At 50.1% G+C, this 24,784-nt stretch carries 19 protein-coding genes; 9 read left to right on the plus strand and 10 right to left on the minus strand.

Annotated elements, in window-relative coordinates; all coding sequences use genetic code 11:
- Window positions 1-24: 24 nt before the first annotated feature.
- The 3 genes from AC1DF0_RS00490 to AC1DF0_RS00500 all read right to left on the minus strand — a co-directional run bounded on the left by AC1DF0_RS00490 (window position 25) and on the right by AC1DF0_RS00500 (window position 3,635).
- Window positions 25-894, minus strand: coding sequence for a carbohydrate ABC transporter permease (locus AC1DF0_RS00490; protein ID WP_477572723.1), 870 nt, complete (start codon window positions 892-894; stop codon window positions 25-27).
- Between the two features lie 13 nt (window positions 895-907).
- Window positions 908-1,870 carry an ABC transporter permease subunit gene (locus tag AC1DF0_RS00495; protein WP_475823101.1) on the minus strand — a complete coding sequence of 321 codons (963 nt, stop codon included), beginning with the start codon at window positions 1,868-1,870 and terminating at the stop codon, window positions 908-910.
- A 214-nt stretch (window positions 1,871-2,084) separates the two neighbouring features.
- A complete protein-coding gene (locus AC1DF0_RS00500) occupies window positions 2,085-3,635 on the minus strand; it encodes a response regulator transcription factor (protein WP_477572724.1) in 1,551 nt (516 codons plus the stop codon).
- A gap of 114 nt (window positions 3,636-3,749) precedes the next feature.
- Between AC1DF0_RS00500 and AC1DF0_RS00505 the strand changes: the two genes are divergently transcribed.
- The 3 genes from AC1DF0_RS00505 (at window position 3,750) to AC1DF0_RS00515 (ending at window position 7,121) form a co-directional block, all read left to right on the plus strand.
- A complete protein-coding gene (locus AC1DF0_RS00505) occupies window positions 3,750-4,457 on the plus strand; it encodes a response regulator transcription factor (RefSeq protein WP_442048848.1) in 708 nt (235 codons plus the stop codon).
- Window positions 4,435-5,907 carry a sensor histidine kinase gene (locus AC1DF0_RS00510; RefSeq protein WP_477572725.1) on the plus strand — a complete coding sequence of 491 codons (1,473 nt, stop codon included), beginning with the start codon at window positions 4,435-4,437 and terminating at the stop codon, window positions 5,905-5,907. Before AC1DF0_RS00505 ends, AC1DF0_RS00510 begins: the two co-directional genes overlap by 23 nt.
- A 98-nt stretch (window positions 5,908-6,005) precedes the next feature.
- The gene (locus AC1DF0_RS00515) at window positions 6,006-7,121 is read left to right on the plus strand and encodes a TolB family protein (protein ID WP_477572726.1); all 1,116 of its coding nucleotides are present in this window, start codon (window positions 6,006-6,008) and stop codon (window positions 7,119-7,121) included.
- Between the two features lie 69 nt (window positions 7,122-7,190).
- Here AC1DF0_RS00515 and AC1DF0_RS00520 read toward each other — a convergent pair whose 3' ends face one another.
- Window positions 7,191-9,206, minus strand: a complete 2,016-nt coding sequence (locus tag AC1DF0_RS00520) for a beta-galactosidase (protein ID WP_477572727.1) — start codon at window positions 9,204-9,206, stop codon at window positions 7,191-7,193.
- A 188-nt stretch (window positions 9,207-9,394) separates the two neighbouring features.
- On the opposite strand from AC1DF0_RS00520, the gene AC1DF0_RS00525 reads away from it, so the two are divergent.
- Complete coding sequence (locus AC1DF0_RS00525; RefSeq protein WP_477572728.1) at window positions 9,395-10,249, plus strand: AraC family transcriptional regulator; 855 nt, start codon at window positions 9,395-9,397, stop codon at window positions 10,247-10,249.
- 16 nt (window positions 10,250-10,265) lie between these two features.
- On the opposite strand, the gene AC1DF0_RS00530 is transcribed toward AC1DF0_RS00525, so the two are convergent.
- The gene (locus AC1DF0_RS00530; protein WP_477572729.1) at window positions 10,266-11,261 is read right to left on the minus strand and encodes a formylglycine-generating enzyme family protein; all 996 of its coding nucleotides are present in this window, start codon (window positions 11,259-11,261) and stop codon (window positions 10,266-10,268) included.
- Window positions 11,262-11,387: 126 nt separating this feature from the next.
- On the opposite strand from AC1DF0_RS00530, the gene AC1DF0_RS00535 reads away from it, so the two are divergent.
- From AC1DF0_RS00535 to AC1DF0_RS00545, 3 genes are all read left to right on the plus strand, one after another.
- The gene (locus tag AC1DF0_RS00535) at window positions 11,388-12,584 is read left to right on the plus strand and encodes an ROK family protein (RefSeq protein ID WP_477572730.1); all 1,197 of its coding nucleotides are present in this window, start codon (window positions 11,388-11,390) and stop codon (window positions 12,582-12,584) included.
- Between the two features lie 216 nt (window positions 12,585-12,800).
- Window positions 12,801-13,427: a chromate transporter gene (locus AC1DF0_RS00540; RefSeq protein WP_442048841.1), complete on the plus strand. Its 627-nt coding sequence runs from the start codon at window positions 12,801-12,803 to the stop codon at window positions 13,425-13,427.
- Between the two features lie 10 nt (window positions 13,428-13,437).
- A complete protein-coding gene (locus tag AC1DF0_RS00545) occupies window positions 13,438-13,974 on the plus strand; it encodes a chromate transporter (RefSeq protein ID WP_477572731.1) in 537 nt (178 codons plus the stop codon).
- A gap of 102 nt (window positions 13,975-14,076) precedes the next feature.
- Here the strand turns inward: AC1DF0_RS00545 and AC1DF0_RS00550 are convergent, their stop codons facing one another.
- The 5 genes from AC1DF0_RS00550 to AC1DF0_RS00570 all read right to left on the minus strand — a co-directional run bounded on the left by AC1DF0_RS00550 (window position 14,077) and on the right by AC1DF0_RS00570 (window position 21,206).
- Entirely contained in the window at window positions 14,077-15,705 is a 1,629-nt protein-coding gene (locus AC1DF0_RS00550) for an extracellular solute-binding protein (RefSeq protein WP_477572732.1), read from the minus strand.
- 69 nt (window positions 15,706-15,774) lie between these two features.
- Window positions 15,775-16,671: an ABC transporter permease subunit gene (locus tag AC1DF0_RS00555; protein WP_475823112.1), complete on the minus strand. Its 897-nt coding sequence runs from the start codon at window positions 16,669-16,671 to the stop codon at window positions 15,775-15,777.
- A 25-nt stretch (window positions 16,672-16,696) separates the two neighbouring features.
- A complete protein-coding gene (locus AC1DF0_RS00560) occupies window positions 16,697-17,635 on the minus strand; it encodes an ABC transporter permease subunit (protein WP_475823113.1) in 939 nt (312 codons plus the stop codon).
- Between the two features lie 235 nt (window positions 17,636-17,870).
- Window positions 17,871-19,262 carry a sulfatase family protein gene (locus AC1DF0_RS00565; protein ID WP_442048836.1) on the minus strand — a complete coding sequence of 464 codons (1,392 nt, stop codon included), beginning with the start codon at window positions 19,260-19,262 and terminating at the stop codon, window positions 17,871-17,873.
- 48 nt (window positions 19,263-19,310) lie between these two features.
- The gene (locus AC1DF0_RS00570; protein ID WP_477572733.1) at window positions 19,311-21,206 is read right to left on the minus strand and encodes a family 20 glycosylhydrolase; all 1,896 of its coding nucleotides are present in this window, start codon (window positions 21,204-21,206) and stop codon (window positions 19,311-19,313) included.
- Between the two features lie 384 nt (window positions 21,207-21,590).
- Between AC1DF0_RS00570 and AC1DF0_RS00575 the strand changes: the two genes are divergently transcribed.
- Both AC1DF0_RS00575 and AC1DF0_RS00580 read left to right on the plus strand, forming a co-directional pair.
- Complete coding sequence (locus tag AC1DF0_RS00575; RefSeq protein WP_442048834.1) at window positions 21,591-23,018, plus strand: response regulator transcription factor; 1,428 nt, start codon at window positions 21,591-21,593, stop codon at window positions 23,016-23,018.
- Window positions 23,015-24,781: a sensor histidine kinase gene (locus tag AC1DF0_RS00580; protein ID WP_477572734.1), complete on the plus strand. Its 1,767-nt coding sequence runs from the start codon at window positions 23,015-23,017 to the stop codon at window positions 24,779-24,781. Before AC1DF0_RS00575 ends, AC1DF0_RS00580 begins: the two co-directional genes overlap by 4 nt.
- Window positions 24,782-24,784: the final 3 nt, after the last annotated feature.

The following is a 24,784-nucleotide window of genomic DNA, read 5'->3' on the forward strand; positions in this document are numbered from 1 at the left end:
CCTCCAAGTAAAGTTTGAAATTATTTATTGTTTCACGGCACCGATTAAAGCGCCTTGAACAAAAAATCGTTGGATGAACGGGTACACAATCATAATCGGCAGCGTCGAAATAATGATCGTCGCGTACTTGATGTTTTCCCCGATCGCAAAGCCTGTGTCCGCTCCCGCCCCCATCGCTTCCGTACTGCTGCTAATGAGAATATCGCGCATGACGATTTGGATCGGATACAGCTCTTGACTGCGCAGATAAAGCATCGGATTCACATAATCGTTCCAATGATCAACCGCGTAATACAGCATCATAACCGCAAGAATCGATTTGGACAGCGGAAGCACGATGCGGAACAGAACAGTGATGTCATTCGCTCCGTCAAGCTTGGCCGATTCGATCAGGCTGATCGGAATCGACTCGAAGCTCGTCTTCATGATAAGGAAGTAGAAGGTACTGATTGCGCCTGGGATAAGAAGCGCCCATCTCGTGTCGACAAGACCGAGATTTTGCACGAGCAGGAAAGTCGGAATCATGCCGCCGCCGAAAAACATCGTAAACGTAATCATCTTCATGAGCGTCTTTCTGCCCATTAGATCCATACGGGAAAGCCCGTAAGCGGCAAGCGAGGTCATAAATAAGTTAATTGTCGTTCCGACCACAACGTAGATAAGCGTATTGAGATATCCGGTATAGATCTTTGGATAATTGAACACGAATTTGTAAGCTTCAAGCTGGAAGCCTTGAGGCAGCAGCATGAGCGAACGCGACCGAAGCATTTGATCCGGATCGCTGACCGATGAGTTAAGCACGTACAGCATCGGGTAGAAGCACAGTGCTATGACGAAACATTGCAGCAGGATATTGACGGTATCGAATACATATTCGCCTGTTGAGCGTTTCATAGGCTCCTCCTATTTACCAGAGACTTGTGGAATTCACCTTGCGGCTAATCGAGTTCGCTAGCAATAGCAGCGAGAAGTTAATGACACCGTTAATGAGTCCGATTGCTGTCGAGTATGTGTAATTGCCTTCCAGAATGCCTGACCGATAGACGAAGGTCGATATGACGTCGGATGTCTCATAGGTTGGCGCTGTTTGCATAAGCAATATTTTTTGGAAATCGGAATTCATCACCGCGCCTAGACGTAGAATCAGCATGACGACAATCGTTGGCAATATACCCGGAAGCGTAATATGCATTAATTGCTTCCAGCGCCCAGCGCCATCCATCTTCGCCGCTTCGTACAGCTGCGGATCGATGCCGCTCAGCGCCGCCAGGAAGATGATCGACGCCCAGCCCGCACCTTGCCAGATGTTCGACAAAATGTACATCGGTCTGAACATATCCGCTTCCGCAAGGAACATGACCGGCTGAAGATCGAAGAAGCTTCGAATGACGTTGAACAAGCCGCCGTCAAGCGCTGAGAACGTTTTCAACATACCGACTACGACTACGACCGATATGAAGTGAGGCATATAGCTGACCGTTTGTACCGTGCTCTTGAACCATTTCAATCGAACCTCGTTCAGCAGCAGCGCCAATATAATCGGGGCCGGGAAGCCGAACACAATACTATAAAAGCTGAGAATAAGCGTATTTTTTATAATTCGCCAAAAGTAATAACTTTCGAAAAACATCGTAAAGTTGTCGAACCCGATCCATTTGCCTTCCATAATGCCCTTGATCGGACTGTAAGACTTTTGAAACGCCATCAGGAGGCCGTACATCGGTCCATAGCTGAAAATGAGATAGTAAGCGACAACCGGAATTAACATGAGGTATACATATTTATTCCGTATGAGTTCCTTTTTGATGAAGGATAATGTGCTTGTCTTCGCCTTTGCGCTCTTGTCTGCCAGCTGTTGCTCCAGCTCCATCGGGTAACCCTCCATCCTTCGTGTTAATTAATTAATGATTACGCTTACTAATATACCCGCATCTACTGGCGATGCCCATGTCCATTTCCGATGCCTTTTTGTTCAAAACCGTTGCTAAATTTCCGTTGAAAAAAATCCGACATTGGCTTAATTGGAAAAAAAACACCCTGCAATCCGTCTAAATACGGATGCAAGGTGCTACTGTGCGTATCGCTTATGAAGGCGATTTTCGGTATTCGGATGGCGAAAAACCGGTATACTTCTTGAATATTTTGCTGAAATACGAATAATTTTCACCGAAGCCCGACGCTTCGGCCAACGATGCAATCGTCAAGTCGCCTCCGCGCTCGATATGCTCCAGCGCCTTCTCGATCCGGATGTTCATGACGTAATTCGTAAACTTTTCACCGGTTTCCTTTTTGAACATTTTGCTGATGTAATCGGGATTCATATAAATTTCGGCAGCAATCGTCTGCAGCGTCAACGTTTCGTCGCTGTATCTCTCCTGCACGATCTGGATCACGCTTTGCACCATTTGAGACTGCTTGCGGCGGTTGCGCTCATAACGGTCCAGCGTAATTTCGCGGGCGATCGTCATGACAAACTGCTCGAACGACTGCAGCGTGCTGCCCGCGATTAGACCCGGCAGCTTGTCCAAATAACCTTTCATCTGAGCGGGAGAGCATATACGAATAATTTCCATGAAGATTTGGATGAGATACGATTTCGTTTCCTCGATCTCATATCGAAGCTCGGACAGCTCCCCGAACATTCGCTTCAGCTCAAGCTCGGCGTCCGCCCAGTGGCCCGCCTTGATCGGCATCGACAGCCGCTCCGGATCGTATTCGAAATCCCGCTTCTCCGCATCCTCCGGAACGGAAATATCGCGTTCCGTAATTAAGCTGCCTTCACCAAGGTAGAACCGGTGATTGAGACAAGCAAGCGTATGCGTGTACAACCGCCTCACATGCGCGAGCTCGCCGGGCTCGCTCAGCGCGGCCGTTAGATCCAAACGGTAATATTTCATAAAGGTGGAGCGGATCGCGTCGATTTTCTCGAACAATTGCTCCTCGCTAAGCTCGTCCTCCATCAGCAGCAGCACATGGCCTCCTACCGTCGAGCTTAAGACCGGATTTTGAAATACGTCCTCGGCAATGTTTTTGACCGCAAACAAATGCTCGTACTCGTACTCGCCCTCGATTTCCGCAAGCAGCAGCCGAACGCGCTGGGTTTGAAACTGAAGACCGAACAATCGGCCGAAATATTGCCATTCCATAACGCCGTACGTTTTGTTCGTGACGAGCTCCTTCAGAAATTGCTCCTTCGCATGCGGCAGCACGCGCTCGAGGCCGTACTTAATCGATTGCACGAAATGGTCGTTGTCATCCTTTTCCCGTCGCCGCTGCACGACTTCCTCGAGCGCTTCCATTAGCGCTTCCTCGCTGCACGGCTTCAGCAAATAATGATTGACCCCGTGCTGCATGGCGGTCTTCGCATAATCGAATTCGGAGAAACCCGTTAGCAAAATAAACGATATATCCGGATTAAGCTCCCTTACCGCTGCTACGAGCTGCAGGCCGTCCATTCCCGGCATACGAATGTCGCTAATAATAATATCCGGCGGGTCGCGCTTCACGAGCTCGAACGCCTCGACTCCATTTTGCGCCGTTCCAATTAATTGCGTACCGCATGCTTCCCAATCTACGACCGAAGCAATGCCGTCTAATATAATAAATTCGTCATCCACTAAGAGTACCTTATACATGGCTACACTCCACTTTTCCAGACATACACCATTTATACTAGAAATGAGTGATAGATTTCAAGTTTCAGGGATGATAGACTGTTTTGTAAATTGGGAGAATGGATCGGTGAATCAATGAACGAAAAAATTATGGTCATCGAAGACGAAAGAAACATTGCGGATGCCATCGCATACGCCCTAAGAAGAGAAGGATACACCGTCCAGGTAGTTGCTCATGGATCAGCAGCGATGGAAAGCGTATATGCGTTTCGTCCGGATGCCATCATTTTGGATGTGATGCTTCCCGGCATGGATGGCTATGACATTCTGAAGAAGCTGCAGGATAAAGGGCGCATCGGCGTGATCATGCTGACAGCCAAAGAGGATATCATCAACAAAATTTTGGGACTTGAGCTGGGAGCCGACGATTATATCACGAAGCCCTTCGATATGCGGGAGCTGCTTGCGCGTTTAAAGTCCTTGCTTAGAAGAATGCAGGCCGCAGGAGAGAAACAAGAGCTTGACGAAATCAGGCTGGGCGGAATCGTGCTGCATAGGAGCAAACGAGCGGCTTTGGCCGGCGACGAGAAGCTGGACTTGACACCGAAAGAATACGATCTGTTGGCACTGCTGATTGCCAGCCCCGACAGAGTTTATACGAGAGAGCAGCTTTTGGATTTGGTCTGGGGAATGGATTATATTGGCGGCACGCGCACCGTGGACATTCATGTGCAAAGGCTTAGAAAAAAGCTAGGATCCGATAATAACGATATCATACAGACCGTACACGGCATCGGTTATAAAGCGATGGGAGGATACCGTGAGAATCAGCATAAAAATTAAATTCAGTATTTTTTTGGCTATCCTATTGCTTCTTACGGTGTTCGTCCTAAGCTTGCTCGTGCTGGAAGGCATCAAAAAAAATCAGCAGGCGGAGATCGAGCAGTATTTTGCCCAGCAAGCGACAACCGCAAACGTCTATTTGATCCAGACCATTATGACCGAGTCGATCAAAGTGCCTCAAACGTTTCTTGCGTCGAAAGGCAAGGATTTTGCAGAGCAATTAGAATTAATAAGCGGGCAATCGGTCGTGTTGTACGATCAGCAAGGAACCATTCTTAATAAAGACAGACCGAACGTTGCAACAGGCAGCATGAAGAAAACGTTAGCCTTTGCCCTGAACAATAAAACGGCCTATCTCACGGAAAAAGAATCGCTGTATTACATGACCCCGTTAAGCGCGGGCAATGAGCAGATCGGCGTTGTGCAGTTCAATTACTCCTTATCGAAGAACCTGGCTTTTTACACTCAGATCAAGCAGCTGTTTATTTATATCGGGACGGGCGTGTTTTTACTCAGCTTTATTTTGGCTTATATTTACTTTAATTCGTTTGCCGGCGGCATCATCAGACTTAACCGCACGGTGGATCGGATTCGGGACGGGCAGTTCACAGCAGACACGCTCTCGCGAAAGGATGAAATCGGTGAATTGAGCGAAGGCATCCGGGCCATGAGCGAGCAAATTATGCGAACCATCCGGGATAAGGACCAGGAACGGGAAAAATTAACGCTGGCGGTCCATAAATTATCTCTGCTCGATAAGCAGCAAAAGCAGTTTATCGGCAACGTTACCCACGAGTTCAAAACACCGTTAACGTCCATTAAAGCCTATCTCGATTTGCTTGACATGTACCCGGACGATGAGGAGCTGCTCAAAACAGCGAAAGCCAATATCACAAGCGAAACTCGGCGGCTCTATGAAATGGTCGAAAAGGTGTTGCAATTGGCATCGCTGGACAAATACGATTTCGAATTCATCAAGGAAAAGATCGATGTGCGGCAAGCGATCCAGCTCGTGCTGAACAGCCTGCAAGGGAAGCTGGATAAGTTCGGCATACGACTGGAGACGGAATTAACCGAAGCTTATGCGGAAGCCGACAAAGACTGCTTGACGATCGTTCTTGTCAATCTTATGGATAACGCCATTAAATATAACAAACCAAAGGGCCTTATTGGGGTAAGGAATGAATGGAAGGATGGTCAGGTTATCATTGAAATAGCCGATACAGGCATTGGCATCCCGGAAGACGTAGCGCACAAAATTTTCGAGCCATTCTACACCGTCGACAAAAACAGAGCCCAGGAACATGGCGGCGCCGGTCTTGGGCTTTCTCTAGCCAAAAAGGTTGCGGAATCGCAAGGGGGCTCTATCGAGCTTGTGAGCACCGATTCGGCAGGAACCGTATTCAGAATCTCTTTCCCGGCTTATGGGCCATCGGAATTGGGTAACTAAAATTAACATATTCGATGCTTTTGTTTACATCTTGGAAACATTCGTTTGCAGGATTGCAACAATTTCTTGATATTGTAGGTATCGAGGAGGCGATCTTAATGAAGAAAACAAATAGGATCATAGTCGGTTTTGCTGCAACGTTGCTTATATACGTTACGGCCTGCAGTTCGGAAGAGGGTGTTAACAGGGGGGTCATCAAAAAGCCTGGGGAAACGATCACGGTTATTGATGATACCGGCAAGGAAGCAGGCGAGCCTACTGTTTCCGTCGACAAAATGGAACGATATGAAAAGATGGAAATAACGGACTGGTTGAACGAGGAAACCGTCATCGTATCGAAAGAAAACACGTCTCTAGATAAAATGAAGCTAGAGGAATTGTCGGATTCCTATCCTAGAAGCCTGTATACCTACAACCTAACTACCAAACAATACGAGCTGCTAAAAGAACAGGCTAATGCGTTTCTGGGAGTCGCGTCCTTATCTGCCGATAAAAGCCATTTGCTATATAGCGAATTCTCATTAGGAGATCCTGTCTATCACGTGATGGACCTGAATACGTTGGATTCATTCGGCATTATGGGAGATCCGATTGGCGGGGCTATGAGCGCCCATTGGTCGGATGATGCAACGATAATTGGCGCAGCTTACAGCGGAGGCGCCTACATAGCAAGTTCTACGGGGAGCATCGCTCCATTAGTCGGCTTAACGGAGGAAGCTTTGGTTATCGCCCAAAAAATGAAGGATAGGGTTTATTACACTACCAATTCCAATGAGTCCTTAATGGTGCTCGACCTGGGGACGAAAGTAAAGGCAAGCATGAATTTGGATCATGTTTACGGCGTATTCCCCTCGCCCGACGGGAATCAAATGCTGGTGTTGCAAGCAAACGGCTCCAAAAACGTGTTGATTCTTTGCGACGCAGACGGGGGCAATCAAAAAACGATTGCAGAAGGGACGGAGCTTAACGGGGTTTCATGGTCGCCCGATCAGCGGATGATTGCGTACAGCGAGAAGGCCGATGTAAACGGAGTAACCGTGAAGGGGCTATATATCCACGACCTGTTAACCGATAAGTCCACCCAGCTGGCCGTAGATATCGAAAATGCATCGACCTCTTGGAGCCCATCCAGCAAAGCGCTCGTTTATGCCGAATGGAACGGCAGCCAATATAACAGCACGATCGTTCATTTAACGTATTCATTGCAAAAATAATCCATAAAGAAGATTAGCCAAAAAAAAGCATTTCCTCCTTACTAGGAAATGCTTTTTGACTGATTCTATTTAATTTTTGCTATCCTCAATAATCACAAAACCCCAGCCGTCTAACTCGATTTGCTCACCGGAAACGATGTTCCGATCGGACAATAGCTCGATTCCGTTCCCATGAGGATAGGAGAAGGACTGCGGATCACTGGAATAGTTAAAATAATAACGGATGGTCCGCCCTGCTTCATTTACGCCACTCTTGACGATCAATGGAAAGCGAAGCTCTTGGTCCGGGCCATATAGGCCTGCAGCCTTGCAAGCTCGCTCTAACACTTTGCCCGCAACCTCCGGACTTGGCACATAACCGATATAGGTAGCAGTACCAAGGCCGTATTGGTTTTCCGTAATCGCTGCATATTTCCCCCAGTAAGGATGATCATACCAGGCGAGTACCTCCGCCGTTGTCGGAGTGAGGAGCTCCATCCACACATCAACCTTGCACGACTCCTCATCAATACCAAATGGATTTCCCTTAAGCGAAACCTTATTCGGCTGTACGAACTGACTATATTGGATTCCGCATGCCTTTTCTATAATAGCTGGCTGAATGCTAGTCCGAACCTTAATATGTTCGTTAGCGAATCCGCTCTTAAACGTATACACAACATGGCCGCCGTTCTCCACGTATTGGTTTAGCTTATGGAGTAGTTCATCCGATGCCGCATAAAGCGCCGGTACGACAATGAGGTCATAATTCTCGAACAAGTCATAAGAGCTTGGATACAGCAGATCACAGCCAATATTCATCTCATACAACCGGTCATAGAGCAGACGAACCATTTCGTTATAGCCTACTTTGCCTCCAGGCAACTTGAACCATTCGAGCGCGGTTAACGCCTCATTACTGACAAGCATGGCTGCCCGGTTCGCCTTTTTCAAATGGATGAGATTAGCAGACAGCCGCTTGAAATCGCGACCAACCGTTATCGCTTCCTCGTAGGTTGGATTCGTCCCCATATCATGGCTGAGCAGGCCCTTCCAATACGTTTCAGCGGAGTTATGGATTGAATGCCAGTGCCAGTATGCGACCATATTGGCTCCGGAAGCCAGATGACTGAAGGCTTGAAGCCGAAGCTGGCCAGGATAAGGCGTCCAATTCGGAAACGCTTGGGCTTGCGTCTCAAGCACGAAGTAATTATTCCCCTTCAGAGATCGAGTAGAGTCGCCGCCAAACGAGATTTCCTTCCCTGTCAGCTCGTCCTGCGAGGGATGATAAATATCGACTCCCGCTATATCGAGCGCCTTTGCTGCTTCGAAGTGATCGACATCCTTCTGGACACCGAACGAATGGCCCCGCCAATCAAAATCGAAGTTATGCGTCACAAACTGATTAGGCTGCTTATACTCATTCACAATGGAAACTTGCCAAGCTAAAAAATCAGTAACCAACTGACGCTGGAATCGGGAGAATTCCGCGCCGAGACTGCCGTTGATCGTGCCGACAGTGGACGGGAAGTCCTCCCAGCTGTTGATTCGGTTACTCCAATAGTCGAAGCCGAATTCCTGATTAAGCCTCTCCACCGTCCCGAATTTTTCCTTCATATACTTAATGAACCGATGCTGCACATTAGGGCCGCTCGTATGGTAATGCTTGGTTTCGTTATCCACCTGATAACCAATAACAGCAGGGTGGCTGCATACTCGGCTTATCAACTTGCGGATAATTCTCTCCGAATAGAAGAGATAAGTCGGATTGATGATATCCATAATCTGTCTTGCTCCGTATCGGCCCGGCCCGCTCGGTGTCTCGGCCAGCACGTCCGGATGCTCCTTAACCATCCATGTCGGCACGGCATACGTCGGCGTGCCGACGATCACATGAATACCCGCTTTATGCATAGCGTCAAGCACACGGTCAACACTCGTAAAGTCGAAGACCCCATTTTGCGGTTCATGAGTACTCCATGTCGATTCCGCAATGCGGACGACATTAATACAGGCGGCCTTCATCATTCGAATGTCTTCCTCAAGGCGCTCATAGGGCATATATTCGTCATAGTAAGCGACGCCATAATATAGTTGTTGTTGCACCGTCCATCTCTCCTTTAAAATCATCATGTTGATTTTCCTACCTTCATTTTAAAGGACGAGCGGACTTGAATAAATGACAAAAACATGCGACATGTATTAAAATATTGTCATTCGGATGTTGGAAATAGACTAAAAACATAGAGATCACATTCAATTAAATCAAATTATTGCGTCGTAAGGAGTTAGTCATGAACGAACACATCTTTCTGCCAAAGCCATTATTCCCTAGACATATATGCTTTCCGGATTATATCGGAGGTTTCAGCGAATTTCCCGATCATCTTGTCAATCGCGAGTTCCAAACGCAAGAATTCAATCTCCATCGCAATTATAATTTGCATGTCGTGCTGGACGGCAAAGGCTGCCTTGTCACGGAAGGCAAACGTTATGAATTAGGGAAAGGACAAGGTTTCTTATATGGACCAGGCATGAGACAAAAATATTACTCTGATGCAAGCGAGCCTTGGAACATTCGGTGGATTCATTTCTACGGGGAGCGGCTAGAGGAGCTGTTAGATAGCAGAGGGCTTGATGAGCCTTGGTTGTTTTCGTTATCTAACTTATCGTCCATCGAGAGCTTAATCGAGAAATTGTTGTCATTAGGCAGATCCTATCAGATTGATGATGAATATACCGTAGCTTCTACTTTGTATGAACTGTTAACAAGGCTGCAGACTACATCCGATCGGCTGAATGTGCCTATTAATTATGCTTCCGATAAAATCCGCACTGTCGCGAATTACGTTCGATCTCATAGTCATGAGTCCTTCTCGATCGACAAAGCAGCTGCGCTCGCTGGATACAGCACGCATTACTTCAGTCGCAAATTCGGCCAGACGTTCGGAAAATCTTTTCCGGACTTTTTACTGGAAGCCCGTCTTATTCAAGCCAAACGTCTACTTGCCTCAACCCAGCTGTCCGTAAAGCAGATCGCGCTAGAAACAGGCTTCTCGCAAGCCAGCTATTTTAGCGCATGCTTCCGGCAGCTTGAGGGGATGACGCCGTTACAATTCCGAAGCCTTCATAGGATAGGTGAAGAATAATATTATGCGTACAATTCTAGTCGCAGACGACACGAAACCCCATATTCCCCGTTGAGCTGTCCGGTGTATTACTGCTTCTAGCTGCAAGCCGATAACGGTTGCAATAAGAACGATGGCACAAATACGAGCCTCCCCGCACCGAACGATTTTCCGTTGGTACGTCAAACAGAGGATTTACATCCTTCGTTCTTGTATGATAATGCGGACTAAACCAATCCGCACACCACTCCCATACATTGCCCGACATATTATAAAGGCCATATCCGTTCGGTTCATAGGCGTCTACAGGGGCAGTACCGACATAGCCGTCGCTTGCATTGTTTTTAACCGGGAATTTTCCCTGCCAAATGTTGCACATATGTTTGCCATCCGGCTTTAGCAGATCGCCCCATGGATACGTCTTTCTGCTCAACCCGCCTCTGGCTGCATATTCCCATTCCGCTTCCGTCGGCAGACGCGTTCCCGACCATGCGCAATACGCCGCAGCGTCATGCCATGAAACATGAACAACCGGATGGTTCATCCGATCTTCGATTGACGAATCGGGGCCTTCCGGCTTCTCCCAATACGCACCCTCCACGACAAGCCACCAGGGTACTTGCCGCGGCACGTTCACAACGTGCTGACGCGTTTTTTCCGATGCGAGCAAATGAAAGACATAGGACCAGCCGAATTTCTCCGCTTCCGTTACATAACCGGTTTCTCGAATGAATGCGCTGAATTGTTTGTTAGTAACCGCGTATGGCGAGATACGAAACGGATCGATGCGTACTTTCCGAATGGGTCCTTCCCCGTCTGCCGGAAATCCATCCGCTGCATCCGTCCCCATAAAAAATTCCCCGCCCTCCAAGGAGATGAAGCTGTCATTAGGTTCAGAGGAGACAATCGTCTCTTCGGGTTCATATTTCTTTTGAATGGCTGCCGTTTGCGAAGCTTGACCTCGGCTGATGGAACAACATGATTGTTTAGGCTCCAGTTTAATCGTCCCTTTCGCTATAAGTTGAGCGGTCATCTAATTAGCGTGCACGAACCTTCCAAAACAGTTTAGCATACTGAAAATCGTTGCTGATAGAAAAACAATTGCTAGTCGATTATAATAAAGGGATTCCCATGCTATTACTTGGAATGAGGTTAACGCATGAACGTATTCTCGCACCAAATCGCTTCTCCGAAGAAGCTCATCTATATGCATGTCGCTCAGCATGGCATGACGTCGAAGGCCGAGCTTATGCCCGTATCCGGCATGACAAGCAGCTCTTTGACCCGACTGCTGGACGAGATGCTCACGGATAAATTATTGCTGACTTTCCAGGGACAATCCAGCGGAGGCAGAAAACCGATTTTGTATGATATCAATCCGAATTACGGTTATTTCTTCGGTTTGGACATATCGCGCCGAACATCAACGCTTGGTTTCTTCGACGCCAAGATGAATGCCAAAGCTCTTATGAGATGGCGGATGGATGAGGCCATGTCCCCGCCTGAGCTGATTGATTATGTCGTCCGCAGCATCAAGTCCATGATGCAAGACCACCATATTGAACGAAATCAAGTGATCGGTATCGGAGTTGGAGCCGTTGGACCGCTTGAACGCAGCAAAGGAATTATTTCCAAGCCCTCCGATTTCCCGTCCCCAGGCTGGACCCATGTGCCGATCTGCAGCCTTCTGGAGGAGAAAACCGGTATTCCCGCCCGATTAGAGAACGGAGCGAACGCCGCCTTGATCGGCGAACATTGGTCGATGCGCAGCGAAAATCTGCAGCATATGCTTTACGTCCATGCCGGCGTTGGGCTGCGGTCCGCGATGATGTCGGACGGACATATCGTTCACGGCTCCGTCGATATGGAAGGGGCTGTAGGACAAATGGTCATTCAGATGGACGGCCCCCGCTTGCATGACCGCGGCAACTACGGCGCCTGGGAGGCATTCGCTTCCGTTCAAGCGCTCGTGAAACGAGCCCGTGCCGATGCGAAAACCGGACGTACGGATATCCCCGGGACAGCCCATATATCGCCGGAGCGAATTACATACGACATGCTGCTTCACGGCCTTCACGCAGGCAGCGCCTATGCGCAGGAAATTTTCACCCAGTCCGCCGTGCATTTCGGCATCGGGCTTGCCAACTTGATTAATGTCCTTCATCCCGAGACCATTATTCTAGGGGGCACCCTGATTAACAGCAACGAATTGTTTTATCGGACTGCAGTAGATACAGCGCAGCGAAACACCTATTATTATCCCGACTACGTTCCGAGCTTTACGAAAGGAATCCTTCGCGAGGATGCCGTGGCGATAGGTTCGGCACTCCTGATTTGGAAAGACCTCGCAATGTAAACTAGCGTTTATCCGACAAGGCTAAAGCACCTCTTCGTGCTTTAGCCTTTTTCATATTCCGAAACTACTTAATTCCAATTTAACAAAAACTAAACCGATTGCCATCTGCTTATCTCTCCAATAAGATTTATTGATAAAGATATCCTCAATAGTTTATCCCAATTTGGAATAAAGATGATATAATAAATAAAACACTAGCACGAAGAGGTGTCAGCTATGGAGATTCGCCCCACTAACGGTACATCGCGCTTATATGAATTATTTTGGGTTTTTCTCAAAATCGGTCCCGCTACATTCGGTGGAGGATATGCCATGATTCCAATGATTGAAAAAGAACTGGTGGATAAGCGGAAATGGATAACCCGCCAAGAAATGAATGATTTAATGTCTTTGGCGAGCGCGGCGCCAGGTGGTGTCGGCGTGAACGCTTCTGCCTTTCTGGGTTATCGAATGGGCAAGGTACCTGGCGCAATCGCTGCGACCCTAGGCATTACGCTTCCCAGTTTTATTATCGTTTTTCTCCTTAGCGCCTTTTATGCAGCCTTCCAATCCGAGCCTAAGGTAGAGGCCGCTTTCAAGGGCATACATGGCGCAATCATCGGACTCATCGCCGTAGCAGCGTTCAAAATGGGAAAAACAGCATTGTTCGACCTGGGTACGATCCTCATTTCAGTCTGTTCGTTAGCACTGCTTCTGCTGACCGGGATAAGTCCAACGGCAATGATTCTGGTCGGATTGGTTGCAGGCATTGTCCTTATCCGCATGAAGAAGCTGCTCGGACTGTCCGTTCAAACCGAGAAAACCCCCAGCGAGAATCCGGCCATGATTGAATATTATATTTAGGGGTGGTTCCATGCTATACTGGCAATTATTTCTCTCCTTTCTAAAGATCGGGCTCTTGTCCTTTGGCGGCGGCTATGCTGTCATTCCTACGATTCAATACGAAGTGGAGCGATACGGCTGGCTGACAGCCGAGCAATATCAGCGGAGCGTCTCGCTTGCAGGCATGTCGCCCGGACCTGTCGCAACCAACAGCGCAACGTTAATCGGTTACCATGCGGGAGGCTTGCCGGGCTCCGTCATTGCTACGGCAGGAATGGTCCTGCCTTCTCTCATCATCGTGATCCTGATTGCTGCTTTTTTCTATAAAATGAATACGAATATATGGGTCAAATCCTCTTTTTACGGTCTGCGGCCCATTATTACGGGCTTGATCGCATACGCAGCGATTCATTTCGGATTCTCCGGACAATCCGAGGCCATCTACCATTGGACTACGTTCGCAACTCTATTGATAGGCGTCATAACTTTTCTTGCCATTATCAAATACAAAGTCCATCCGATCAGCGTAATCGCGGGGGCGGCGGTCATCGGTATTGTCTTGTTCTGACAGCCGCAGCCGCAAAGCCGCAATCAGATCGTTGATATAGGTAGACAACGCAACAGGCCATTCAGGACGGTGTTCCCGTCGTGAGTGGCCTGCGTGCCTAGCTTATTCGATACCTTGCTCTTTCGCCTTCGCGTTCACTTCTTCGATCATCTTGTCGAGGCCCTTGGACTTATAGCCGTCCACGATCTTCTGCCAGGATTGCTCCACGGGATCCTTCGACATCATCACTTTGAGCAAATCGTCGTGATCGAACACCGTAAAGCTGTCCTTGGTCGGAGTCGACATGTAAGTCAAGCGGATGTCGTACTCCGGAACTTTCGTGTTGTTCAGAATCCAGTCGATGTATTCCACGGCATCTTCTCTGAGGCCTTCATGGGCAATTGCCGGGTTGCTAACGTCATAGCGGTCCGATGTTTCGTATGCAACCAAATCTCTCAGGAAACCGGTAGCCGGATACTTCTCGACATGAGGCGTCTTATCCAGCATAACCTTCTTGTCGCCTTCTACTTTGTAGTCCACGCCTTCTTTGCCATAAGTCAGGAGATCTTTGCCCTCCGGAGACAGCACGTAATCATACAGCGCCAAGATGCGGTCCAGCTTCTTCGGATCGATCTTTCCGCTGAAGTAGCTCTCGGACCAATACGTTTTGAAGATGGCGTGATTACGCTCTCCGTCAGGTCCTTGCAGCGGCTTCAATACTTTCACCGTTTCCGACATATCCTTATCCGGGTAGCCGGCAGCCCAACGTTTCGTATTGACGTTCAAATCCAGGTTGATGAATCCGCCGCCGGAAAGCATTGCCGCAGCTTTGCCCGAAGCAAATTTGTCATAGGCGATATCCGGACTTGTCAGCGCAATATCCGGATCAATCAGACCGGTATCATACATATTCTTCATGTTTTGAAGGGCAGGCAGAGCATTCTTGGAGAATACGGCCGGAATGAACTTGCCGTCTTCCTTGATCCATTTGAAATCCGCGCCGCTGCCGTCGCTCGTGGCAACCGGGTTGCCGTACAGCCAGAACAATCCGCCCAGCATCTTCACTTGTGCCGCTGTCAGGCCTGTAATCTTCTTGCCTTCCGGATCGGCCTTCACTATCGCTTCAAGCATTGCATTGAACTCATCCCAAGTCTCCGGCTCCTTCGTAATGCCGGCCTCCTGCGCCAAATCCCAACGGTAGTAGACGACGCGGTCAAGCGCGCTCCAGTCCGTGCTCGGGAACATCCTTCTCGGAATCGTGTATTGTTTGCCATCGACGGCCAGCCCCGCAATGTCCGGAGCTTCAAAATATTTCGCTAGGTTTGGAAACTTCTCCAAGTCCGGCAGAGGGGCAACGACGCCTTGCTCGACCCACTTGCGTTGATATTGCGTGCCGATTGCGTCGATCGCGAATACGTCGGGCAGCTGTCCGGACGCGGCCCACATCTGAATTTTTTGGCCATAGTCATCCCAAGTCGTATTGACCGGCTTAATGGTAATATTGAATTTTTCCAAAATTTCCTGCACGATCGGGTCCTTCTCGATCTTGGTGGCTTCCGCTTCTACATCCCAGAAAGCAACGGAAATTTCCATCGGATCCTTATACGGGTCGTCTTCGCCTCCCGCACTCGAATTCGTCGTTGCCGGGCTCTCGGACGGTTTCTCGTTCCCATTGCCGCCGCAAGCCGCAAGCAATCCCGCGATCATAGCCAAACAGGCCATGATGAAGCCAAACTTCTTAATTCCTTTCATTTTGAATCCTCCCTTTTTTGTCATTGTGAAGCTTTTGCTAGGATAGGACAAGCATCTATATGAATTTCCTTATCCTTTAATGGAGCCTACTAGTATCCCTTTGGCGAAGTGCTTCTGCAGGAAAGGATATACCATCAGGATAGGCACGCTGGAGATGACGACTGTCGCCATCTGTAAAGCAGGCGTATACACCTTGCTGGAATTGCTGTCAGCCGCTTGCTGAGCAAGCGTATTAAGCAGCTGATTGCTCGTGATGAGCGTCTCCCGCAAGTAAATCTGGAGCGGCGTCTTCGCGGAGTCGCTGATAAAGATGAGCGCGTACCACCACTCGTTCCAACGCTCTACCGCGTAGAACAAGCCAAAGGTGGCGATGAACGGCGCGGAGATGGGAAGAATGATTTTGAGCAAAATGTACAGGTCGTTGGCTCCGTCCAGCTTCGCGGACTCTTCCAAGCTTTCCGGCAGCGTGCCGAAGTAGTTTTTCATAATAATCAAGTAGAACGTGTTCAACCCAGCGGGAATGATCATGACGAATATGCTGTTGACGAGCCCCAGCGATTTGATAATCAGATAAAAAGGAATAAGCCCGCCGTTGAAAAACATCGTGAACAGGATGAGCGTCAGCATGGCGTTCCGCCCCGGCATCCCTTTCTTGGAGAGCGCGTAAGCGCCCGCAACCGATATCGTCATGCTGAACGCAACGCCAACGACGGTTACGATGAGCGTATTGACCGTAGAGCTCCAAAACTTCGCGTCGGACAGGATTACCTTATAAGCCGTTAAATCGAAGGACAAAGGCAGCAAGTACAGATTGAACTGGCTGATGACCTCGAATTTGGCAAACGAAATGATCAGGACGTTGTAGAACGGGAAAAACGTGACGAGAGACAATAGTCCGAGCACGATATACACGGCGATGTCGAACGCGCTCAGTCGTGTTTTTTTGTTCGCGTGCATTTGCTTCATCAGTCGAATACCTCCAAGCTGTAATTTAATAGAGTCCTTCCTCGCCCATTCGCTTCACGATTGTGTTCGCCAAGACGAGAAGCACGAGGCTGATGACGGACTTGATGAGACCGGCCGCCGTCATGTAACCGAAGTCTCCGCCTACCTGGAACGACGTGCGATAGATATACGTATCGATGACATCGGCCACCTCATAGACAGGTGAGCTGTAGAGATTGAAGATTTGATCAAAGCTTGCTCCTTGCGTAAGAAGCTGCCCTACATGAAGAATAAGCAGAATCGCCACCGTGCTTTTAATGCCCGGCCATGCAATGTGAAGCAGTCTCTTGAACCGGTTGGCTCCGTCCATCTCGGCCGCTTCGTACAGCTCGGGATTAATGCCCGCCAGCGCTGCCAGGTAAATGATCGAATCCCAGCCGACTTCCCGCCACATATGCGTGAGATAAAGCAGAGGCCGGAAGGACTCGCTGTCCGTTAACGGCGCGATGGACTCGAATCCGAGGGACATGATGATTTGGTTCACGACGCCGTCTCGGCTGAGAATCATCGTAATGATGCCTGCAAGCACGACCCATGAGATGAAGTGGGGGAACGTAAGGACCGTCTGGAAAAATCGTTTGGCCGTTTTCCTCGAAAATTCGTTTAATAGAATGGCCAGGAAGATCGGCATCGGGAAATTAATCAGCAGCTTCATCAAGCTGATGATGATCGTGTTTTTGAATGCCGTTTGGAAATCCGCGTCGGACCATATCTTTTGGAAATGCTCGAATCCGATCCAGGGACTGCCTAGAATGCCGCCGCTGTAGTCGAACGTCTTAAAAGCCAGCGTCACGCCGTACATCGGCGCGTAGGCGAACATCGCGTACCATATAAGAACCGGCAGAACCATCAGATAAAAGTATTTGTGCTGAAGCATCGTTTTCCAAAGCTTCTTCGTCGTTCCAACGCTCGCCTCGCTGCGCATCAACAGTCACTCCTTGCTTTTCTAGTATTGTGAATCCGGCGATCATTGTCTGCTTTTTTAGTATAAAAGGGACGGTGAAAGCGGAGTATGGACATAATCAGCCTTCTATGTGGACTCCGTAATGAAAGTGCTTTCAATCATTTTCAATCGCAAAATCCGACATAGTCGCCATACAAATGTACATAGCGCAAGAATAAAAGAAGGCCGGCGCATCATGCGCCGGCCTTCTGCTCCGCTATAGGTCCTTCTTGCTCCTGTATTCCTCGGCGTGCAGCGGCCCGCCTTCCTTCATGACCGTCCATAACGGATCGGTATCGTTGTCCATCGTCGCCATCATGCCGTCATGCCATTCGTTAAGCAGGTAGACCGCTTCCTTGCACACGTCCCGCCGTTCCTCTGCCAGATTGCTCTGCTCGTAAGGATCGTCCTTCAGATTGAACAGCATTTCCTTCGGAAAACCATGATAGCCGTCGTGATAAGAGCGAATATAAAGCCAATCCCCGAACCGGACGCTCCGCTGGCAGACATGGGCGCATTGCGTCAATACGAGGTAGTCCCTTCCTCGGTCCGATGCCCCGGATATGCCGTCCGCATAACTGATGCCGTCCCAGCGCTCCGGATGTTTCGCGCCGATCAGATCGGCCAGAGTGGGAGCAAGATCCAGATGGTAATGCAGTCCCTCGTTCCTCGTACCTTGCGCGCCGCCCGGCCAGCGGAAGATCATCGGGATGTGGCATGTCCCCTGGTCTGCCGTGCCGTGTTCGGAATAGATGCCAAGCTCCCCCATATTCTCCCCATGGTCCGCGCTAACGAGTATGGCTGTCTCCTCCAAGACCCCGAGCTGCTCAAGCAGCGACAGCACATGTCCGATATGATCGTCCATGTAACGGATCGCGCAGTCGTAATTATCGATAATCTGTCGTATATCTTCATAGGATCCGATTTGGCGGCCGTGCCGGCTCCACTTGCCGTAATGCGACTTCGCGAGCGCGTTCATATCCGCAATGCTGTGCTGCCCCTCCTTATGAAGATGGGATCGGAACACTTCTTCCGTCAGCCATTCCGGCAACGGTTCATCCGCGAACGGATGACCGTACTGATCCGGCACCCGGTAAGGCGTGTGGGGGTCCCAGAAGTTCAGATGCAGGAACCATTGATCCGATCGTCCGTTGTCCTCTAACCACTTCAGCGCGGTTGGGAGTAATTGATGCGCCGATTCCAATCCGTTCTCCCCGATATTATGAACCTCATGGAAGCCGGCGTTGAAGGTCCATGCGGAATGCCGGTCGGCGAACGTGCTGATCGTCGCCGTCTTGTAGCCCGCTTCCCGCAATACGAAGGGGAGGCTCTCCCGTTTGAGCCGATCCTCGAAGCCCCGGGCCGCCCCGTCCCGCCGCATATCCGCCGCGGTGCCGCCATGGCCGGCTACGCCTGTATGGATTCCGAATCTACCCGACATAAGAGCCGTCCGGGAAGGCATGCACGGCGCGTCGGAGCAATAATAGTTGGTGAAGACGGTGCCCTCTTCCGCTATGCGGTCAATGTTGGGCGACGTGGCGCGATGATAACCGTAGCAGCCCAGATGATCGGGACGAAGCGAATCGAGGTCCAAATAAAGTATTCTCATGTTGTTTCCATCTCCTTTTCGCTGATAACAGTCTATATGGCTTTCGGTCTATATGCCCGCAAGAACCGACGGCGTGGCAATCGCATGCCACAAGGCAACGCTTATGACTTTCTGCTCGCTTTCTTCCCTCGCGTCGAACGTCAGAATCGGCTCTTCCAACTCCTCCAAATGCGAAATTTCGCCTCGCGCGTACCCGCTAATGCGATCAATCGCGGTATGGATCCGCTGCAAGAGTCCACCCATGCGCAGATCGAACACATCCAGGCCGAAAATTTTGTTCTCCTTCATCCACTGCTTCTTATAGGCGTTCATGAACCGCTCGGCTCTTGCCGTTATTTCCGGCAGCAATGACTCCGCGTATTTCCCTAGCTTCTCTTTGTCGCCGGCGAGGTACGTCTCTCTTAGCTCGACGCCGACAGACGACTTCAGCTCAAGCAGTCTGCACAGCGCGGCCTGCGTTACGAAGAGGTCGTTCCATTGCGGATTGCGCGCCGCCGCAATTTCCAATAACGCTGCGCTTCTGCCATAATGCTCCCTGTAAGCTTGCGGCTGAACATGCTTATCGAATAACCCGTATAACACATCCTGATACAACAAATATTTGCTTGGATTGACCTGATTGCCCATGCTTAGACCCGGCGAAGGATTATCGGGAACCAGGTTGGCGAGATCCAAGGACATGAAATCTCCGTAATCGCCGCCCGCGCATGTCTCAAAGCGCTCCCGCACCACGGCTTCGTCTCCCGTGTTCTTATAGCAAAGCTCCGCCCACAGCTGCAAGGTTGGGAGAACAGCATAGAGCGAGCATTCCGCTCCATTGTCTCCCCATGCCGTCACGAGCGTCTCGCGTATCCCGCTTGCGACGCAGCCCTCATGCGCCATCATTCCGATATGACGGCTGAACGCGTTGTTCGGGGTGAATCCCGTCCACTTCCAGGCCCCGCCGGCGAATACAATGTTATTGCTCAGTTGTTTATGCTTCCTCATCATGCCGTCGTATTTCGCACGATCCTCCGTATAATAATCCCAGTAAACCAGCCTCAGATCCTCCGGTATGAGGGAGGCGATATCCGCCCTGATCGGACTTTCGGGATCGTAATATTCGCCGCCGCTCGCAAGCCTGAAGAACATGTCGCTCCACATCATCGGCTTGTATCCGTACGACCTAGCTATGTCCATCACTTTGGCAAAATGCTTCATCATCAGCGTGGAACGGTCATGATAACCGTGCTTGTCCAAATATTTGCCCAGCCCCATCATATGCGCTTCGTCCATCCCTATGTTGATGCTTCGGCTGCTCAGGTTGTCCGACATGGTCCGGAACATCTCTTCGATCAGCTTGTAGGTTCCCGGCTCGTCGATCAGCAATATATCGTTGCAATCTACCAGTTCGGCATGGGCACCCCACTTCAGCGCAGGTCCAAGATGCGCAAGCGTCTGAATGCAAGGAACCAGCTCGATGCCGAAAAGCGCCGCGTAACGGTCCATGCTTTTCCATTGCTCCGCCGTGTAGCGCCCTCTCATATAGCCGAAGTACGGATAGGCTTTCATCTCGTAGGTATCTTCCGTATATAGCTGAACCGTCGTATAGCCCATAAGCGCCAGTCGCCTTATCATTGTTTTGAACGCGTCCATATGCAGGACGGCGTTGCGGGAGCAATCGATCATAACGCCCAAACTGTCGTACCATGGCGTCTCCTGCACGCTGAACGGTTTGCCTTTTCTAAGACCCTCCACGGCCAGTCCGAACGCTCGAACAAACTGCGAGCCTCCGCCGCAAGCGACAACTACCGTTTGACCGTCGTACTGAACGGCGATGCCGCCGCTCCCCTGTTTGAATTGCACGGAGATGCCCTCCGCCGATAACGCAACGCGCAAGCCGCTTGCCGCTTCGGATATGGCTTGTCGTTGATCCTCCGTTAAACCCTTTATCTGAATGTCCATCCAAGCACTCTCCACTCTTTCATTGTCGTACGAGGAACGCCAAGCTAGACGCTTGGCTTCCTCTTATCGATTCGTTTGCCTGGCATGCGCCTTGGGAACGCTTACAGGAAATGCTCTTATAACCAGATCGTATGAGATCAAGGCGCATAGTCCGTTTTTTACCCGCTTGACCATCTTCCAATAAGCTCTTCCATCATGTATTCAGCCATATTATAATGAACAGTCAGGATTGCAGAGTATAGATAAAACCGTTATTTTCATTGTTTATTTTTATTAAAGTGCTTCTTTCCTTTGAAATCATAGTTTTATGCATATTTATCTTGTTTTTTTCTATACGAATCCGCGAGGATGCTCGGTTACGATTGCTGTAAAGGAGGCGTTACTGTGTACAAAGCAGTCATCGTCGATGATGAACGTTGGATTGTTGAAGGCATTAAGGCCGGCGTACGCTGGGAGAATTACGGCTTTCAGGTCGCGGGAGCGGCGGAGAACGGGCAAGAAGGGTTAGAGCTAATCGAGAAGTTGCGGCCGGACTTCGTGCTCACCGACATTAAGATGCCCCTCGTTAACGGCCTTGAGCTCATCAAGCGGGGCAAGGAAATTTCCCCGCACACGATCTTCGCCGTTCTGAGCGGGCACGCGGAATTCGCTTACGCCCAGAAGGCATTGAATTACGGCACCTTCGGCTATTGCCTGAAGCCGTTCGAGATCGAGGAAATCGAGAGCATGCTTGGCAAAATCGCGCAATCGCTGAAGGATCGGGCCCAGCTCGAGCCGGAGAACGACGCCCAAGAACTATACGAAATATTATGCTCCGGAAACGAGCAGTTGTTGGCGGAGAAGCTGCTATCTGCCGGCATGCCGGTCAGCGCGGGCATGCCGGTGACGCCGATCGTCGTACAGGGATATGCACCCGCGCCATACCGGGGAGACATGCAGCATATCCGCTTCCGCATGAACAGCAGGCGCGTAGGCCTCCTCGTCTACAGCCATAGGGTCGAGAAATTTCTAAGTCCGCCCGACTTGTCCGGCAACGCCGTGGATTACAGTGTCGGCATTGGCCCCTCTTCCGCCAGTCTAGCCGATCTGGAAGCAGCGCTGGAGGCAGCGTCCGTGGCGGCATATGGCTCCTTCTCGACTGGAAAAGGCGGCATTTATCGCCCGGTCGTTCCTTCGGAATCGACCATTGACGATCTGCTGGCGGAATTGACTGGCGCTCTCGCGCTGAAGGACCGTATGCGGTTCGTGTCGGTCATGGAGTCTTGCAGACCGTTGTTCTACCGCTATGCGTTAACGATCAAAGACGCTTACCTGATCTTCAATACCGTCATGTATTTATTCACGAGGGAAGGCGTAAAGGAGCATACCCGGTTTCTGGAAGGCTATGACCAGCTATACTACGACTACGGACATTCCGACGTTATGATCGACTACCTGGTCAAGCATACGCTGAATCATCTGTCTGACGAGTTGTCCTCCCGGCTGGCCGGAGTGACGCACAATCGCATCAAGGAAATCCTTACGTACATCCATCATCACTTTAATCAAGAAATATCGATCCAAAGCTTATCGGAGAAGTTTTACCTAAGCCCCACTTACTTGTCTCAGCTCTTCAAGAAAGAAGTAGGGGAAAACTTCGTGGAATACTTGTCCCATCAGCGAATTCAATACGCATGCAGGCTGCTGGCCGAGACGGATATGACCGTGAGCCAGATCGGCGAAAAATGCGGCTTCAACGACTACTTCTACTTTACCCGCATCTTCAAGCGGCTGAACGGCATGACGCCTACGCAGTACAGGGAGGCGCAATGAGGGCATTCAGCAAACTTTCCATCCGAACGCAGGTGCTGGCGATCGGCGCCGTCCTCCTTGCCGTTATCCCGCTGGTCAGCATCATGGCGTTCCGGCAATCCAGCGTAGTCATCGTAAAGCAGAATACGCAATACAATATGGAGCTCGTGTCCAATCTGAAGCAGCGGGTATCCGACAACTACGCCAAGATTTCGGGCATTATGGTCAATCTCGGTTATGATACGACGGTTCAGGATTTTCTGGCCGAAAATGATAATCTGCTAACGTACGAGCTTTCGAAAAAAGTACAAAGCCTAATGGGAGTCATCAAAAGCACCAACCCCGATATTGTAGACATTATTATCGTGAACGCTTCCGGCAAGCACACTTCGCTGAACGGCAAAATCGGCTTGGCTCGGGAGATGATGGACAAGCTGATCGATTACGAAGGGAACGTGCATTACGGCGGCTTCAAAAAGGCGGACCCCCTGCTCGCCAGAGACACGTTCCTCTTCGGCATGAATCTGTTCGCATCGCGCGACACGTACCGGTACGGAGAAAAAATCGGATTAATTACGGTCATCCTAGACGCCAAATCCATTCAAGCGGAGATCGAAAAGTTTCCTAGGCTGTCGGGCACGAGCTTCTACCTCAGAACGAACGGGAATCTGGTGTACGCGAACGCTGACGGATTGGAGCTGAATCTGGACGCAGAACGTCTGACACTCTATTCCGGTTATGGCGAAAGCGCTGTCAACGAGAAGATCGGCGGGAAATCATACGCGATCCAATCCTTCGACTTGCCGGAGATCGAAGGCAACATCGTCTCGGCGGTGCCTATCGGCAATCTCATTAAGGAGCTGAAAGGGCTTAAGCAAACAAGCTACGTGATGTTGTTCGTTACGCTCCTTCTCGTTACGATACCGTATTCCGTGCTCATGATGAATATATTAAAGCCCCTCGGAAAGCTGATCGCATTCATGAAGCGGCTGAAGAGCGGCAATCTGGACGTGCTGCATACGAAGGTCGAGCTGGAGGGCTACGCGGAGATCGAAGTTATATCGACCCAGTTCAACACGATGTTGAACCGGATCAACGATCTGACACGGCAGTTGCTGGAGACGACTGGCGAGCTCTACCAAGCCGATATCGAGCGGCAACGCGCGGAGATGTCGTTCCTGCAGAGTCAGATCAACCCGCATTTTCTCAGCAATACGCTGGATGCAATCAAAGGCATCGCCATTGTAAAAGGAAATCAAGACATCTATGAAATGACCGCTGCCTTAAGCAGGATGCTGCGATACAGCATAAAGGGATCGAACGAAGTAAGGCTGGAGGAAGAGCTGAAGGTCGTCGGTTCCTATATTACGATTCATCAAGGCAGGTTCCCGGGAAGGATACAGTTCGAGCAATATACCTCGGAAGACCTGCATGACGTCCTTATCCCGAAAATGATCGTTCAACCCATTGTCGAGAATGCGCTGACCCACGGCCTCGAGCCGCATGCGAGCGGCGGCAAGGTCGTCATACAAGCAGAGCTCCGGGAAGATCGGCATATGGAAATTATCGTGACGGACAACGGCGTAGGCATCGAGCCGGAACGATTGGCACAGCTGAGGAGCACCCTTCGCTCCAGGGACCGCACAGCCTATCAACATATCGGCATGAAAAATGTGAATGACCGGATTCGCCTCCATTACGGCGAGGGGTACGGCATCGAGGTGGGCAGCCAGCTCGGAAGCGGCACCGTCGTAAGAGTACGTCTGCCGCTTCCGCCGGCATAAGCT

This window comes from Paenibacillus sp. 05T425 (genome assembly GCF_056396205.1).

What these genes read in the sequence shown, in the direction of transcription:
- AC1DF0_RS00525 (WP_477572728.1), top strand. Translation starts at nt 9,395, where the DNA reads ATGAACGAACACATCTTTCTGCCAAAGCCATTATTCCCTAGACATATA.
- AC1DF0_RS00500 (WP_477572724.1), bottom strand. Translation starts at nt 3,635, where the DNA reads ATGTATAAGGTACTCTTAGTGGATGACGAATTTATTATATTAGACGGC.
- AC1DF0_RS00540 (WP_442048841.1), top strand. Translation starts at nt 12,801, where the DNA reads ATGGAGATTCGCCCCACTAACGGTACATCGCGCTTATATGAATTATTT.
- AC1DF0_RS00565 (WP_442048836.1), bottom strand. Translation starts at nt 19,262, where the DNA reads ATGAGAATACTTTATTTGGACCTCGATTCGCTTCGTCCCGATCATCTG.
- AC1DF0_RS00535 (WP_477572730.1), top strand. Translation starts at nt 11,388, where the DNA reads ATGAACGTATTCTCGCACCAAATCGCTTCTCCGAAGAAGCTCATCTAT.
- AC1DF0_RS00570 (WP_477572733.1), bottom strand. Translation starts at nt 21,206, where the DNA reads ATGGACATTCAGATAAAGGGTTTAACGGAGGATCAACGACAAGCCATA.
- AC1DF0_RS00560 (WP_475823113.1), bottom strand. Translation starts at nt 17,635, where the DNA reads ATGCGCAGCGAGGCGAGCGTTGGAACGACGAAGAAGCTTTGGAAAACG.
- AC1DF0_RS00530 (WP_477572729.1), bottom strand. Translation starts at nt 11,261, where the DNA reads ATGACCGCTCAACTTATAGCGAAAGGGACGATTAAACTGGAGCCTAAA.
- AC1DF0_RS00555 (WP_475823112.1), bottom strand. Translation starts at nt 16,671, where the DNA reads ATGAAGCAAATGCACGCGAACAAAAAAACACGACTGAGCGCGTTCGAC.
- AC1DF0_RS00580 (WP_477572734.1), top strand. Translation starts at nt 23,015, where the DNA reads ATGAGGGCATTCAGCAAACTTTCCATCCGAACGCAGGTGCTGGCGATC.
- AC1DF0_RS00545 (WP_477572731.1), top strand. Translation starts at nt 13,438, where the DNA reads ATGCTATACTGGCAATTATTTCTCTCCTTTCTAAAGATCGGGCTCTTG.
- AC1DF0_RS00550 (WP_477572732.1), bottom strand. Translation starts at nt 15,705, where the DNA reads ATGAAAGGAATTAAGAAGTTTGGCTTCATCATGGCCTGTTTGGCTATG.
- AC1DF0_RS00505 (WP_442048848.1), top strand. Translation starts at nt 3,750, where the DNA reads ATGAACGAAAAAATTATGGTCATCGAAGACGAAAGAAACATTGCGGAT.
- AC1DF0_RS00490 (WP_477572723.1), bottom strand. Translation starts at nt 894, where the DNA reads ATGAAACGCTCAACAGGCGAATATGTATTCGATACCGTCAATATCCTG.
- AC1DF0_RS00515 (WP_477572726.1), top strand. Translation starts at nt 6,006, where the DNA reads ATGAAGAAAACAAATAGGATCATAGTCGGTTTTGCTGCAACGTTGCTT.
- AC1DF0_RS00495 (WP_475823101.1), bottom strand. Translation starts at nt 1,870, where the DNA reads ATGGAGCTGGAGCAACAGCTGGCAGACAAGAGCGCAAAGGCGAAGACA.